Here is a 14,528-nt window from a genome sequence, read left to right as displayed (position 1 = left end):
GTCACGTCGCGCTTCGCTCGCTCGCTTCCCTCAAGTCCCGCTCCACCGCACGGCTCCGGGCGGTGTCCGGCTGACCGGCCGCGCTGCCCGAGCGTCCCTCGCGGAGCAGTTCGCTCCAGTGCTCCCGGCTCCAGTCGGCCGGCCTCGTGGTGCTCGTGAAGTCCTCGACGAGGGACAGGAAGCGCGCGGGGTCGGTGTGGAACGGGAAGTGCCCGGCGCCCTCGAAGATCTCCAGGCGGCTGCCGGGCATCGCCTCGTGCGCCCCGTACGCGTGCCGGACGGGCACCACGCCGTCCCGGTCGCCCCACATCAGCATGGTGGGCATGCCCTCGGTGAGATAGCAGCGGTCGAGCATGGTCACCACCTGGCCGCGCCAGTCGACCACGGCACGCAGGGTACGGATGAAGGCACTGCGCGAGGTCGCGTCGGGCAGCGCGTCCACGAGGGTCAGCAACTCCGGCGCGTCCTGGCCCAGATCGGTGTCGAGGAGCCTCATCAGGTGGGCGAACAGCCGGGCTTGGACACCCATGCCGGGCAACCGCAGCGTGGACAGCATCAGATGGGCACCGGGCAGCGACACGGCTCGCAGTACGGGGTTCACCTCGCGGCCCACCCCGCCGGCGCTGACCAGGATCAGCCGCGAGGTGCGCTCCGGGAACTGGTACGCGAACTGCATGGCGACACCGCCGCCGAGCGAGTGCCCGACCAGCGTGGCCTGTTCTATGTCGAGCGTGGACAGCAGGTCGCGCAGCCCGTTCGCGTACGCGGCGACCGAGTAGTCGGCCCGGGGCTTGTCCGAGGCGCCGTGGCCGAGCAGGTCGGGGGCGATCACCGTGTGGGTGCGGGCGAGATCGGGGATGAGCTCGGCCCAGGTTGCCGAGGAGTCGCCGATGCCGTGGATCAGGACGAGTGCCGGGCCCTCGCCGGCCATGCGGTAGGCGCGGCGGTAACCGTGCACCACACGGTGGCGCAGCCGCAGTTCTCCGTCGCCGACCGGGCGCAGCCGCATGGTGCGCCGCGGGCGCTGTCGTGGGACGTCGACCACCGGATCGCCTGCCCTTCCCGGGCCGCCGCGAGTGCGGTCCAAAACCCTCGGTACCAGCGTAGGCCCCTTGCCCCACAAGGGATTTCGGGGAGGTTTCGGCTCCGCTAACCGGGCGAAGCGGCACGTACGGAAAGGGCATTGTCAGTGGCGGACGGCAAGCTGGACCCAGCGCCACCGCTGTGCGGCGGCGTGGGACCTTCTGACCCGCCGCGGCGCCGTAACGCCGCGGCCGAGCCGAACCGGGAGAGCCGTCCGATGCCGACAGCCGTAATGACCGATCACGAACGCACCGCGGTGCAGGCTTATCTGCGCCTGCTCCAGACGGTGCGGGCCGCGATGGATGCCTCGCCCGGTGCGGGCCGACCACCCCTCGTGCCGCCCGCCGCCCTCGCCGAGGCGGAGCGCGCACTGGCCGCGGCGGGACTCGAGGGCAACGAGGAGGCGTTCTTCCGGCTGCTGCACACCTGGTGCCCGGAGGCGGGATGAGTCTCCGTCAGCTCTTCACCGGGGGCGGGGTGAGTCTCCGTCAGCCACCGACTGCGAACCTGCTCAGCCCCGGTCGGTGTGCGGCACGGTCACCGAGGTGGCCACAAGACCCCGGCTCACCGTCCAGCGTCCTTCGAAGTGGCCGACCCGACGGCCGTCCACCACCGGTCCTGGCACGAGGAGTCCGGCGCGGAAGCCGCCGGACGTCGTGTGTCCGGGATCCATGAAGACGTCGATGTCCGCCTCGGTGAAGTCGAGCCACTTCCCGGTGAGGGGGAACCACGCCTTGTAGACCGACTCCTTGGCGCTGAACAGGAGTCGGTCCCAGTGGACCGCGGGATGCGCTCCGGCGAGGCCGCGCAGCCTGCGGTCCTCGTCGGGCAGCGCCACGGAGGGCAGTACGTTCGCCGGGAGCGGCAGATGCGGTTCCGCGTCGATGCCGAGGGAGGCCAGGTCGGTGTCGCGGGCCAGTGCCGCGGCGGCGTAGCCCTCGCAGTGCGTCATGCTGCCGATCAGTCCGGCGGGCCACTGGGGGGCGCCGCGGTCGCCGGGCAGGACGGCCCGCGGGGCCACGCCGAGCTTCTCCATGGCGCGCCGGGCGCAGCCGCGGACGACGGTGAACTCGCGGCGCCGTTTCTCGACGGCACGCGCGATCAGCGCCTCTTCCTCGGGATACAGCTCGGGGTAGAGCGTCGTGCCCTCGGCCCGTTCGTCACCGTGTGCCTCCACGGCCACGACCGAGTCCGGGAGCAACTCCTCGATCACCGGATCCGACCTCCATCGGCAGAATGCGGCGCAGCTTGCCCGGTGGTTCCGGACGCTTGCGCCACTCGCGGGGGTAGCCCACCGACACCTCTTCGAAGCGGACGCCGTCGAGCCAGGTGGTGCGGGGGATGTGCAGGTGTCCGTAGACCATGGCGGCGACCCGGTAGCGGCGGTGCCAGTCCGCGGTGAGTTGGGTGCCGCACCACATCGCGAACTCGGGGTACCAGAGGATCTCGGTCGGGTGCCGGTCCAGCGGGTAGTGGTTGACCAGGACCGTGGGCAGCTCGGCGGGGATGTCCGCGAGCCTGCGCTCGGTCTCGGCGACCCGGGCCCGGCACCAGGCCTCGCGGCTCGGGTACGGGTCGGGGTGCAGCAGGTGCTCGTCGGTGCAGACGATCCCGGTCCCGTGGGCGTACGCGAGGCCCTCTTCCTTGGTCGTGCAGCCCGCGGGCAGGAACGAGTAGTCGTAGAGGAGGAAGAGCGGGGCGACGGCGACCGGTCCGCCGGGGCCCTCCCACACCGGGTACGGATCTTCGGGGGTCGTCACGCCGAGCTCGCGGCAGAGGTCCACCAGGTACTCGTAGCGGGGCACGCCGCGCAGGGTGACGGTGTCCTTGGGGTGGGTCCACAGCTCGTGGTTGCCGGGTGCCCAGATCACTTTGCGGAAGCGGCGGCTGAGGGTTTCGAGGGCCCAGCGGATGTCGGCGACGGTCTCCGCGACATCGCCGGCGACGAGGAGCCAGTCCTCGTCGGTCTCGGGGCGCATCTCCTCGACGAGGGCGCGGTTCTCCGCGTATCCGATGTGCAGGTCGCTGATGGCCAGCAGCCGGCCCGGACGGTCAGCCGTCGACGTCACCCTCGCCCCTTCCGCGGACCGGCACGGGCGCCTGGCGGCGCGCCTGGATGTGAACACGAGAACACATGTGGTCTCCACGGTACAAGAGCGGCTTCAGGGGGGTGGCAAGGGTTCCGGGCCGCTCCGCGGGACACTTCGGCACGCCCGCGCACACGGCGCCCGAGCGGTGCGCGCGAGCTTCCGCGCGCTCGCGGCGATCAAGGAAGGGCCGGAGTCCGTCGAGGAAGTGGGGCCCAGGAGTCCTGACGTGCCTCGGGAGCCGTGCCGGGCACATCAGGCGAATCCGTAACACGCACGTAGCAGCACCGGGTCGCCGGAAGCCCTATGATCGGCCGTACACAACCGCCACGAACCCCGTTTTCGAACGGCGGTTTTGTGTACCTCCCTACTCCTTGGCCGGGCCCGGCCTGCTCCGCCGTGCCCGTGAACCGTGAAAGGTGGCCTGCATGGTCTCTCGCGTACGCGTCTGGCTCAACCGCACGTACGCGGAGAACGTGTTCTTCATGGATCAGCTGCGGCGAAATCCCTGCGGTCGCGCGGTCGAGATCCATGCCACGCACGGTGATCCCGACTCCCCCATCCTGGCCGCCGCCGACACCGCGGCACTGGAGCCGGAGGGCCTGTCCCCGGCCGCGTACGTCGAGTACGCGCTCGACCAGTGCGCCCGGCACTCCATCGACGTGTTCGTGCCGGTCCTGCACCAGTCGACCGTGGTCGCGCACCGCGAGGAGTTCGCCGCGGTCGGTACGGCCCTGCTGGCGCCGCCCGCCGAGGCCGTGCACACCTTCCACGACAAGGTGACCGCGTACGAGGCGGTCCAGAAGCTCGGGATCCCGGTGCCGCCGTGGTGGCGGGTGCGGACCGAGGGCGAGCTCGTCGAGGCGGTCGACGAGTTGGAGGCGGACGGCTACAAGGCGTGCTTCAAGCCGGCCTCCGGAGCGGGCGGCGTCGGCTTCCGCATCATCACGCGCACCCCCTTCTCGCTCATGCACCTCAACGGATTCCCCAGCCCGTACGTGCCGTTGGACATGGTCGTCGAAGCGCTGCGCGATGCCGACGAGCCGGTCGACTGGCTGGTCATGCCGCGGCTGGAGGAGCCGGAGGTGTCCGTCGACTGCCTCACCGGTCCTGACGGGCGGGTCCGGATGGCCGTCGGCCGCACCAAGAACGGGCGGCGGCGCGGCTTCTCCCTGAACCCCGCGTGGATCGATCCGGCGCGGCACCTCGCGGAGTCGTTCGGGCTGCACTATCTGACGAACATTCAGTTCCGGATGCTCGGCGACGAGCCTGTCCTCATGGACGTCAACACGCGCCCTGCGGGCGGCCTGCACCAGCTCGCGCTGTGCGGCGTCAACGCCCCTTGGGCGGCTGTGCGGTTGGCGCTCGGCGAGGAGCCCGGCGACCTGGTTCCGCCGTTCCTGGCGCCGGACTACACGGTGGTCTCCGGTCCGCGTGCGATCCGGCCCGTGTCGCTGCCTCAGCAGCGCACGGACCTGCCCGCCCACGCGGCCGCACCCGAGCACGAGCCGGTCGTCCGCACGCAGCCGACGCAGCCGGCACCGGCACCCGCATCGGACAGCGCCCTGACCGTCTGACCGACCCACTCCACCCACCCGGTTCATTCGACCGGGTACCCCCAGGACCTCGCCAACTCGGCCAGCCGCGGCGGCAGTTCGGCCGTAGGGTCGGCCGGGCGGGCCTGCTGGATCCGGCCCGACCTGATGGTCTCGCTCCAGTCGCCCAGCTGGGGGCGGAAGGTCCCGTGGTCCTTCTTGCCGTAGTCGAGCATGGCGCTCTCCCAGGGGACGCCGAGGTACGCGCACAGGCCGCGGGTGGTCTGCTCGGGGTCGGCGGTGAGGTCCTCGTACGTGATCACGTGGGCGTCGAGGCCGCGCCGGGCCTCGTCCAGCTTCTCGCTGTAGCCGAGCACCTCGGCGCAGATCTCCTCGTGGTCCGGGTCGGTGCGGCGGTCGGTGAGCGACGCGACGACCGCGCCCGGGTGGCGGAGCAGGACGATGTAGCGGGCGTGGGGCCAACATCGGTGCAGCCGGGGCCACATGAGGGTGTTCGGCGGGGTCTTGTCGACGATGATCTCTTTGCCGCTGCGGGTCAGCTCCAGGTGCAGCACCCGGTCCCAGAGCACGTGCTCCAGCTCGTCCTTGTCCAGCTCCAGCTCGCGCATGGCGTCCGCTGTGAACTCCCGCGCCTGGTGGACGTGGAGCGTGCGCAGATGCATCTCGTGCGGGGCACGGATCCGGCTGTGGCTGTTCAGCAGGACCCGCAGGAGGGTCGAGCCCGAGCGCACGGAGGACAGCACGAAGACCGGCGAGTCGACCAGGCGCGGGGCACGCGGGGCGACGTACGGGTCCTCGGTGGCCCGGGGCGCGGGCATCCCGTCGAGGTTCCGGCGCGGCGGGCTCACCGCCTGGGCCATCAGTCTGCCGCGACGCTTGAGTCCCTTGCCGATCGCGGACATACGTGGGTCCCGCACGGTGGCACCTCTTTCTTCCTTCGCCTTGCCGCGCCATCCCAGGGGGCGCGGGCGAACTTCAGATGTCGCGGAGGCGAAGGGCCGTGGTCACGGCGGGCCGAAAACCCGCCGTGACCAGGCGTCTTACCGCTTTCTTAATTCTTCGTGTAAATGGTGTCAGTCCTTCCGCTTGGCCAGTCGGAGGGTCTGCACCTCGAAGGGACGCAGCGAAACCGGCACCGCCTCGCCGTCCGTGCCGGCCTCCGAGAGGGGCCTCTCCAGCAGGTCGGTGATCTGTGCTCCGGCGAGCGCGAAGCCGGTGCGCAGGGTGCCGGTCGCCCGGCCGCCGTGGGACTCGTAGAGGCGTACGACGACATCGCCGGACTCGTCGTCGGCGAGCTTGACCGCCTCGATCGTGACGCCCTCGCCCTCCACGGACACGACCGGTTCCGGCGTGCCCGCAGAATCCGCCACGCGCAGCGGCAGGTTGAGGGCGTAGCCCTCGGCGACCGCGTCCTCGACGGTGGCGCCCGGCAGCAGCGCGTAGGTGAAGCGGTGCTTGCCCTGGTCGGCCTCGGGGTCGGGCACCCGCGGCGCGCGGACCAGGCTGAGGCCGATCGTGGTGGTCGTACCGCCGTCCTCGCGGACCGTGCGGGAGACGTCGTGGCCGTAGGTGGAGTCGTTGATGACCGCGACGCCGTAGCCCGGTTCGCCGATGTGCACCCAGCGGTGGTTGTAGACCTCGAAGCGGGCCGACTCCCAGCTGGTGTTGGTGTGCGTGGGGCGCTGGACGTGGCCGAACTGGATCTCGGCGGAGGAGTACGGGGCCCGGATGTCGACCGGGAACGAGGCCTTGAGGATCTTCTCGGCCTCGTGCCAGTCGATGTCCGTCTCGACGTCGATACGGCGGCTGCCGGCCCGGACGGTGATCGTCTGCGTGATGCGGGAGCCCTTGCCGAACGGCCGCTCCACGCGGATCGCGCCGATCAGCGGGTCCTGCTCGACGACCGTGACGGACTCCGGCTCCAGCAGGTCCGTGTAGCGGTTCTTATAGTGCTTGTCGATGTCCCAGGCGTCCCAGTAGTTGGGCAGGTCGGTGTGCAGGCGGAGCAGGTTGCCCTGTCCTGCGAGGACCTCGCGGTCCGCGATCAGGTCGCGGACCGAGGCGAAGGTGCCGTCCTCGGCGAGCTCGACCCGGACGAGCCCGTTGTCCAGGACGCGCCCCTCGGTCGTCACCGGCGGCGGCGCGTAGCCCATACCGAGGGGCGCGCTGCCGTTGGCGGGAACCTCGGTGTAGACCGGTGCGCCGTCGGCGGCGCGGACCACCTCGGCCCGGTCCCGCGGACTGGCGTTGAACACCCGCGAGGTGCCGGTCCCGAGCGCGGCGACCGCCGCTGCCGTCAGCTCCTCGACCTCCGCCGCGACCCGCGCGTACTCGGCCTCCGCCTCGCGGTGCACCCAGGCGATCGACGAGCCCGGCAGGATGTCGTGGAACTGGTGGAGCAGGACCGTCTTCCACAGCCGGTCGAGCTTCTCGTACGGGTAGGCGTAGCCCGGCGCGTGCAGCGCGGCCGTCGTCGCCCACAGCTCGGCCTCGCGCATGAGGTGTTCGCTGCGGCGGTTGCCCTGCTTGGTGCGGGCCTGCGAGGTGTAGGTGGCGCGGTGCAGCTCCAGGTAGAGCTCGCCGACCCAGACCGGGGCGTCGGGATACTCGGCGCGGGCGTCGGCGAAGAACTTGTCCGGGTGCTCGACGACGACCTTCGCCGAGCCCTCCAGGTCGGCCAGCCGCCGGGCCCGCTCCATGATCTCGCGGGTGGGACCGCCGCCGCCGTCGCCCCAGCCGAAGGGGGCGAGCGAGCGGGTGCCGCGGCCCTTGTCGGCGTAGTTGCGCACCGCGCGGGACATCTCCTCGCCGCTGAACCGGGCGTTGTAGGTGTCGACCGGCGGGAAGTGCGTGAAGATGCGGGTGCCGTCGATGCCCTCCCACCAGAAGGTGTGGTGGGGCAGCTTGTTGGTCTGGTTCCAGGAGAGCTTCTGGGTCAGGAACCACTCGTTGCCCGCCAGCTTGGCGAGCTGCGGATAGGCCGCGTTGTAGCCGAAGGAGTCCGGCAGCCAGACGCCCTTGGTCTCGACGCCGAAGTGCTCCATGAAGAACCGCTTGCCGTGGACGAGCTGGCGGGCCAGCGCCTCGCCGCCGGGCAGGTTGCCGTCGGCCTCGACCCACATGCCGCCGACCGGCGCCCACTGGCCCTTCTTCACGGACTCCTGAATGCGGCCCCACACCTGCGGGTAGTTGTCGCGCACCCACTCGTACTGCTGGGCCTGCGAGCAGGCGAAGATGAAGTCGTCGTACTCGTCGGCGAGCGAGGTGACGTTCGAGAAGGTGCGGGACGTCTTGCGCTTGGTCTCGCGGATCGGCCAGAGCCAGGCGGAGTCGATGTGCGCGTGGCCGACGCCCGAGATGGTGTGGGCGCTGGCGTGCGCGGGCTTGGCGAGTGCGGGCGCGAGGGCCTCGCGGACCGCCGCCGCCGAACCGGAGATGTCGTCGAGGTCCAGCAGGTCCAGCGCCCGGTCCAGGGTGTGCATGATCTCGTGCCGGCGCGGGTCGTTCTCGTCGAGCTCCAGCATCAGCTCACGCAGCACCTGGACGTCCAGGTCGAGGTGCCAGACGTTCTCGTCGAGGACGGCGATGTCGGCGCGCTGGAAGGTGTAGAGCGGCTTGTCGCCTGCGGTGAGGACATCACCCATGTACGTGATCTTCGAGAAGTTGTCGGCGAGGATGTCCGGGTTGGAGGCCGCCTCGACGAGGTAGTCGATCGTCTCGCCGCCCGTCGCCGGGTTGGCGATCGCCACGTACTGGTTGAGCGGGTTGACCGCCTTGAGCGGCGTGCCGTCGGCGAGGTGGACGAGGGCCTCGGCCTGGTTGCCCGGCCAGTCGCCGACGAAGCCGAGGTCGATGACGGCCTCGACGCGCTTGCCGGCCCACTCGGCGGGCACCTGTCCGCGCATCCGGAACCAGGTCGTGCCCCAGGGCGGGCCCCACGGGGTGTCCATGGCGAAGGGCGCGTACGAGGCCGACGCGGCCTCCTCGAAGGAGACCGGCTCCCCCGGCGCCTGCCAGGCCTCGACCTCGAACGGTACGGAAGCGGCGTAGATGGAGCTCTTGATGCGCTGGTCGTGGACGCGCTGCACGCGCTCTTCGATCCGGCGTCGTTCGTCATGCATGTGCGGGTCTCCTCGGGAGGATCAACTTCAGGAGGCTCTACTACTTCTCTACTTCAGGTACGCGAGGCCGGGGTGGGCGTCGGTGTAGCCCTCGACGAGGCGACGGGCGACGTTCACCGAGTCGACGAGCGGGTGCAGTGCGAAGGCTTTCACAGCGGTCGTGCGGGAGCCCGACTCGGCTGCGGCGAGCACCTCGCGCTCGACCGCCTTCACCGCGCAGACCAGCCCGGTCGCGTGGTCCGGGAGCGGGGCGACGGCGACCGGGTGCGCGCCGTTGGCGTCGACGACGCAGGGCACCTCGATGACGGCGTCCGTGTCGAGCACCGAGAGGGTGCCCTGGTTGCGGACGTTGAGGATCAGCGTGGTGCGCTCGTCTCGGGCGATGGCCCGCATCAGGGCGAGCGCCACCTTCTCGTAGCCGCCGGAGAGGTCGTCGGCGTCGCGCTCGCCCGCGCCGGCCGTCTCCCGGTTCTCGGACATGTACGTGGCCTCGCGCTCGGCACGTGTCCGGTCCCAGGCGGTCAGCGCCGAGGCGTCCGCGCGGCGCATCTCCTCGTAGAAGCGGGCCTGCTGGTCGCGCAGGAAGGCGCCGCGGGTCTTCTCGGTCTCCTGGTAGGCGCGGACCGTTTCCCGGTTGAAGTAGTAGTAGTGCAGGTACTCGTTCGGGATCGCGCCAAGCGACTGGAGCCACTCGGTGCCGAAGAGCTTGCCCTCCTCGAAGGAGCCGAGGAGGTCCGGGTCGGCGAGCAGCCGCGGGAGTTCGTCGCGGCCTGCGACGCGCAGGCCGCGGACCCAGCCGAGGTGGTTGAGGCCGACGTAGTCGATCCAGGCCTCGCGCGGGTTGGCGCCGAGGACCCGGGCGATCCGGCGGCCGAGTCCGACGGGCGAATCGCAGATGCCGATCACGCGGTCGCCGAGGTGGCGGGACATGGCCTCGGTGACAAGGCCTGCCGGGTTGGTGAAGTTGATCAGCCAGGCGTCGGGCGCCAGGCGGGCCACCCGTCGCGCGATGTCGACGGCGACCGGAACCGTGCGCAGGCCGTACGCGATGCCTCCGGCGCCGACCGTCTCCTGGCCGAGGACGCCCTGGTCGAGGGCGACCCGCTCGTCCGCCGCACGGCCTTCGAGACCGCCGACGCGGATCGCGGAGAAGATGAAGTCGGCACCGCGCAGCGCCTCGTCCAGGTCGGTGGTGGCGGTCACAGCGGGCGCGTCCGGCACCCCGGCCGCCTGCTCGGTGAGGACGCGGGCCACGGCCGACAGCCGCCCCGCGTCCAGATCGTGCAGCACGACTTCGGTGACGCGGCCCTCGGCATGGTCCCCGAGGAGCGCCCCGTACACGAGCGGTACCCGGAATCCGCCGCCGCCCAGAATCGTCAGCTTCACGCAACTGCCCTTTCGATGTTCATCGGGGTCCTCACGGTCATCGAGGTCCTCGCGCCGGCGCGCACGCCGCTCACGTCAGCACCACGCGCACACCCGCCTCTTCCAGGGCGGACCGCGTCCCGGCGTCCACCGGTCCGTTGGTCACCACCACGTCCAGTTCCTCGGGACCGCAGACCTTCGCCATCCCCGTGCCCGGGAACTTGGCGCTGTCGGCGAGCAGCACGACCTTGTCGGCCGCCTTGATCATGGCCCGCTTCACGGGCACCTCGACGACGGTCGTGTCCATCACCTGCCCGCCCGGCCGCATTCCACTGGTGCCCAGGAAGAGCCAGTCCGCGTGCAGCTGGCGCAGATTGTCCTCGGTGAGGAATCCGACCAGGGAGCGGTACTCGCGGCGGACCATGCCGCCGAGCAGCACCAGCTCGATGCCCTCGTCGTCCACCAGCTCCTCGTAGACCACCAGGTTGCTGGTGATCACGGTGATCCGGCGGCCGTGCAGCTGCCGGGCCAGCCGGTACGCGGTGGTGCCGATGTCGAGCAGCACCGACTGGCCGTCCTCGACCATCGCGGCGGCCCGCTCGGCTATGGCGTCCTTCTGTGCCACGCGCACCTCGGCGACCTCGGCGAAGGGCTGGTCGCCCTCCTCGGCGACCGCCCCGCCGTGCACGCGGGTGAGCAGGCCTTCCTCCTCCAGCTTCAGAAGGTCACGCCGGACTGTGGCGGGGCTCACACCCAGCTGCTCCGAGAGGTCGGTCACGGCCGCGGGGCCGCCGGAGCGCAGGGCCCGCAGGATGAGTTGATGTCGTCGCTCTGCCAGCACGACGTGAACAGTACTCGTCATTGCCAATCATTTCTATGCGCAGTTCTGCTCGACTCTTGCCAAATCGGCCGGAGACGCGCACGATCCTGTCCACGAAAATGAAGAGTTTTGACGAGAGGATGTGCTCGTGGATGACGAACGGCCCGAAGCGCGGCCGGATGTGCTGCTGACCGGGCTGCTCTTCTACGACCTCGTCCTGACCGGTCTGGGCAAGCCGCCGACCCCCGGCGAGGAGATCTGGACCGAAGGGATGGGCAGCAGCCCCGGCGGGATCGCGAACCTGGCCGTGGCCGCTGCCCGGTACGGCCTGAAGACATCCCTGGCCACGGTGTTCGGAGACGACCACTACGGTGCGTACTGCCGTGACGTCCTCGCCGGCCAGGAGCACATCGACCTCTCGCTCTCCCGTACGGCGGACGGCTGGCACACCCCGGTCACCGTCTCGCTCGCGTACGGCCACGACCGGGCCCTGGTCACCCACGGCCAGGAACCCCCGTACTCGCAGGACGCGCTGATGGGCCACCCGCCCGCCGCGCGCACGGCCCTCGTGCACATCGAGGCCGAACCGCGCGAGTGGCTCGCCAAGGCGGCGGCGAACGGCACGAAGATCTACGCGGACGTCGGCTGGGACCCCACCCAGCAGTGGTCCTCGGCCCTCCTCGACCAGCTCGCCCTCTGCCACGCCTTCCTCCCGAACGAGACCGAGGCGAGGGCCTACACCCGCACCGACACCGCGGCCGACGCGCTGGGCAAGCTCTCCGAGCTGGTCCCGGTGGCCGTGGTCACCCGGGGCGGCGACGGCGCGGTGGCCGTCGACCAGACGACGGGCGAGTACGCGGACGTACCCGCCCTGGACATCGACGTGCTGGACGCGACGGGTGCCGGAGACGTCTTCGGCGCGAGTTTCGTCGCGGCCTCGCTCGGCGGCTGGCCCCTGGAGGAGCGGCTGCGCTTCGCGGGGCTGGCGGCCGGACTCTCCGTGCAGCGGCACGGCGGGGCGCTGGCCGCACCCGGCTGGTACGGCATCCACCGGTGGTGGCAGACGGTCCGGGACCCGGAACTGCGGCGTGCGTACGGCTTCCTGGCCGACCGCATCCCGGCGGACCCGGGCCCACCCGTCCGGTACGCACCCGTGACTCCTCCCGACAGCGCCCGTCCACCGAGCACCCCCCAATGACCTGTCATACGCGAAGACCGAAAAGATCCGAAAGGCGGTGGGAGCTGTGCGGCTCTCACGAAGGGGCCTGCTGCGCGCAGGCCTGGCCGGTACGGCCGCCACGGCGCTGGGTGGCCTGGCCACCGGCTGCGCCGTTCCGACCGGCTCGACCGGGCGGAACATGGTGTTGTGGTACTGGAGCGGCGGGCTGAGCCCCAAAGTCGTCCAGGACGCCAAGGCCCGTTACGACAGCGCGGTCAATCTCCAGGCCATCCAGATCGGCGGTTACTACCGCTCGAAGCTGATGACCACGATGACCGGGCGTGCCCACATCCCGGACATCGCCGGGCTCAAGGGCGAGGACATGGCCCAGTACCTGCCGAACGCCGACCAGTTCGTGGACCTGCGCACGCTCGGTGCCGAGAAGCTCAAGGACCGGTATCTGCCCTGGAAGTGGGACCAGGGCATCGCCAACGACGGCTCGATGGTCGGTTTCCCGATCGACTGCGGTCCGGTCGCGCACTACTACCAGCCGGCCACCTTCGAGAAGGCCGGGCTGCCGTACGAGCCGGCCGACGTCTCCAGGGAGCTGGACACCTGGGAGAAGTTCATGGCCGCCGGTGAGCAGCTCAAGAAGCGGGTCCCCGGTTCGTTCATCCTCACGGACGCCCTCAGCATCTACGGCATCTCGGTCAACCAGTCGACCAAGCGGTGGGTCGACAAGGACAAGCACTTCATCGGCGACCAGGAGCATGTGCGCAGCGCCTGGGACCGGGCCGTCGAGGCCACCCGCCGCGGGCTGGTCTCGAAGATCATCAACGGTACGCCCGACAACATCTCGGCCACCGAGCGCGGCCTGCTGCCCAGTCAGCTGAACGCCTCCTGGGCGGCCGGCGACATCAAGCTCAACACGCCGAAGACCAAGGGCAAGTGGCGGGTGGCGAACTGTCCGGGCGGGCCTTCGAACATCGGCGGCTCGTTCCTGGCGATCACCAAGGCCTGCCGGGAGCCGGAGAAGGCCTTCGAGATGATCACCTGGATGCTCGACGCCGAGAACCAGGCGCAGGGCTTCGTCGACTCGGTGCTCTTCCCGTCGACTCCGGCCTCGTACGACCTGAAGAAGCTGCGCGAGCCCGACCCCTTCTTCGGCGACCAGATCACCATGGACGTCTTCGGTCCGGCGGCGGAGAAGATCCCCATCGCCTACAACAGCCCGTTCGACATCGCGCTGAAGACCCCGATCGACGACGAGCTGAAGAACTTCTCCGTACTCGGCAAGGACCCGGAGCAGGCCTGGAAGGACGCCATGAGGAAGTGCCGGCGTATCGCAGACCACCTGGGGGTGACGTACTGATGGCTACCGCACCTGTGCTGGACACGCCTCCGCCGCCGCTGGCCGAGCCACCTGCCGTCCATCCCAAGAAGGGCATCCTGAGCTACTGGCGGCTGTACGCCGCCATCTCCCCCTTCTATCTGCTGTTCCTGGCCTTCGGCCTGATCCCGGTCGGCTTCTCGCTGTACCTGTCGTTCCACCGCTGGGACGGCCTGGGCTCGATGGAGTTCGCGGGGCTTTCGCAGTACCGCTATCTGATCTCGGACAGCCAGTTCTGGGACTCGATCGGGACCACGCTCATCATCTGGGCACTGGCCACCCTCCCCATGATCTTCCTGGCGATGGTCACGGCCGTGATGCTCAACTCGGCGGTCCGCTTCAAGAACGTCTACCGCTTCGCCTTCTTCCTGCCGAACGTCACCTCGATCGTGGCGGTCGCGATCATCTTCGGCTCGGTCTTCTCCACCAACTTCGGCCTGATGAACGCCCTGTTGGAGGCGGTCGGACTGGACCAGGTGGCGTGGCTGAACACACCCTGGGGCATCAGGGTCGCCATCGCCACGCTCATGACCTGGCAGTGGACCGGCTACAACGCGATCATCTTCCTGGCCGGCCTGCAGACGATCCCCGGCGAGCTGTACGAGGCGGCGCGCATGGACGGCGCCGGGCCCGTGCAGACCTTCTTCCGGATCACCCTGCCGATGATGCGCCCGGTGCTGCTCTTCGTGCTCGTCATCTCGACGGTCACCGGACTGCAGACGTTCTCCGAGCCACAGGTGCTGCTGCAGACCACCGACAACAACTCGTCGTTCGCGGGCGGTCCGGGCCACTCCGGCCAGACCATGGTCCTCTACTTCTTCCAGCAGACCTTCGACAACAACGACTTCGGCTACGGCGCCGCCGTGGCGTGGGGCATCTTCCTCGTCGTCATCATCTTCTCGATCATCAACTGGCGCCTGGTACAGCGCCGGGGCGAAGACTAGGGG

General features: G+C 70.1%; 12 protein-coding genes. 5 read left to right on the top strand and 7 right to left on the bottom strand.

Annotated features, from left to right (window positions below):
• Nucleotide 1: 1 nt before the first annotated feature.
• Entirely contained in the window at nucleotides 2-1,045 is a 1,044-nt protein-coding gene (locus AB0I18_RS29485) for an alpha/beta hydrolase (RefSeq protein WP_363108642.1), read from the bottom strand.
• A gap of 255 nt (nucleotides 1,046-1,300) precedes the next feature.
• Between AB0I18_RS29485 and AB0I18_RS29480 the strand changes: the two genes are divergently transcribed.
• Complete coding sequence (locus AB0I18_RS29480; protein ID WP_363108641.1) at nucleotides 1,301-1,531, top strand: hypothetical protein; 231 nt, start codon at nucleotides 1,301-1,303, stop codon at nucleotides 1,529-1,531.
• A 63-nt stretch (nucleotides 1,532-1,594) separates the two neighbouring features.
• On the opposite strand, the gene AB0I18_RS29475 is transcribed toward AB0I18_RS29480, so the two are convergent.
• Both AB0I18_RS29475 and AB0I18_RS29470 read right to left on the bottom strand, forming a co-directional pair.
• Complete coding sequence (locus tag AB0I18_RS29475; RefSeq protein ID WP_363108640.1) at nucleotides 1,595-2,296, bottom strand: 4'-phosphopantetheinyl transferase superfamily protein; 702 nt, start codon at nucleotides 2,294-2,296, stop codon at nucleotides 1,595-1,597.
• Entirely contained in the window at nucleotides 2,244-3,152 is a 909-nt protein-coding gene (locus AB0I18_RS29470) for a metallophosphoesterase (RefSeq protein WP_363108639.1), read from the bottom strand. Before AB0I18_RS29470 ends, AB0I18_RS29475 begins: the two co-directional genes overlap by 53 nt.
• A gap of 446 nt (nucleotides 3,153-3,598) precedes the next feature.
• Between AB0I18_RS29470 and AB0I18_RS29465 the strand changes: the two genes are divergently transcribed.
• Nucleotides 3,599-4,747, top strand: a complete 1,149-nt coding sequence (locus AB0I18_RS29465; RefSeq protein WP_363108638.1) for an ATP-grasp domain-containing protein — start codon at nucleotides 3,599-3,601, stop codon at nucleotides 4,745-4,747.
• A 23-nt stretch (nucleotides 4,748-4,770) separates the two neighbouring features.
• Here AB0I18_RS29465 and AB0I18_RS29460 read toward each other — a convergent pair whose 3' ends face one another.
• The 4 genes from AB0I18_RS29460 to AB0I18_RS29445 all read right to left on the bottom strand — a co-directional run bounded on the left by AB0I18_RS29460 (nucleotide 4,771) and on the right by AB0I18_RS29445 (nucleotide 11,053).
• Nucleotides 4,771-5,643 (bottom strand): sulfotransferase, encoded by an 873-nt coding sequence (locus AB0I18_RS29460; RefSeq protein ID WP_363108637.1) that lies wholly within the window; start codon nucleotides 5,641-5,643, stop codon nucleotides 4,771-4,773.
• Nucleotides 5,644-5,799: 156 nt separating this feature from the next.
• Nucleotides 5,800-8,847 carry a glycoside hydrolase family 38 C-terminal domain-containing protein gene (locus AB0I18_RS29455; protein WP_363108636.1) on the bottom strand — a complete coding sequence of 1,016 codons (3,048 nt, stop codon included), beginning with the start codon at nucleotides 8,845-8,847 and terminating at the stop codon, nucleotides 5,800-5,802.
• A gap of 48 nt (nucleotides 8,848-8,895) precedes the next feature.
• Nucleotides 8,896-10,233: a 6-phospho-beta-glucosidase gene (locus tag AB0I18_RS29450; protein WP_363108635.1), complete on the bottom strand. Its 1,338-nt coding sequence runs from the start codon at nucleotides 10,231-10,233 to the stop codon at nucleotides 8,896-8,898.
• A 70-nt stretch (nucleotides 10,234-10,303) separates the two neighbouring features.
• Entirely contained in the window at nucleotides 10,304-11,053 is a 750-nt protein-coding gene (locus AB0I18_RS29445; protein WP_363108634.1) for a DeoR/GlpR family DNA-binding transcription regulator, read from the bottom strand.
• 127 nt (nucleotides 11,054-11,180) lie between these two features.
• On the opposite strand from AB0I18_RS29445, the gene AB0I18_RS29440 reads away from it, so the two are divergent.
• Genes AB0I18_RS29440 through AB0I18_RS29430 form a run of 3 tightly spaced genes read left to right on the top strand, consistent with a single transcriptional unit; the run spans nucleotide 11,181 to nucleotide 14,525 of the window.
• Nucleotides 11,181-12,230 carry a carbohydrate kinase family protein gene (locus AB0I18_RS29440; protein WP_363108633.1) on the top strand — a complete coding sequence of 350 codons (1,050 nt, stop codon included), beginning with the start codon at nucleotides 11,181-11,183 and terminating at the stop codon, nucleotides 12,228-12,230.
• A 46-nt stretch (nucleotides 12,231-12,276) separates the two neighbouring features.
• Nucleotides 12,277-13,563: an extracellular solute-binding protein gene (locus tag AB0I18_RS29435; protein ID WP_363108632.1), complete on the top strand. Its 1,287-nt coding sequence runs from the start codon at nucleotides 12,277-12,279 to the stop codon at nucleotides 13,561-13,563.
• A complete protein-coding gene (locus AB0I18_RS29430) occupies nucleotides 13,563-14,525 on the top strand; it encodes a sugar ABC transporter permease (protein WP_363108631.1) in 963 nt (320 codons plus the stop codon). Before AB0I18_RS29435 ends, AB0I18_RS29430 begins: the two co-directional genes overlap by 1 nt.
• Nucleotides 14,526-14,528 lie beyond the last annotated feature (3 nt).

Source organism: Streptomyces sp. NPDC050704 (assembly GCF_040654355.1).
GTDB lineage: Bacteria > Actinomycetota > Actinomycetes > Streptomycetales > Streptomycetaceae > Streptomyces.
The sequence above is the reverse complement of the archived record's forward strand: the minus strand, read 5'-3'. Positions and strand labels throughout refer to the sequence as shown.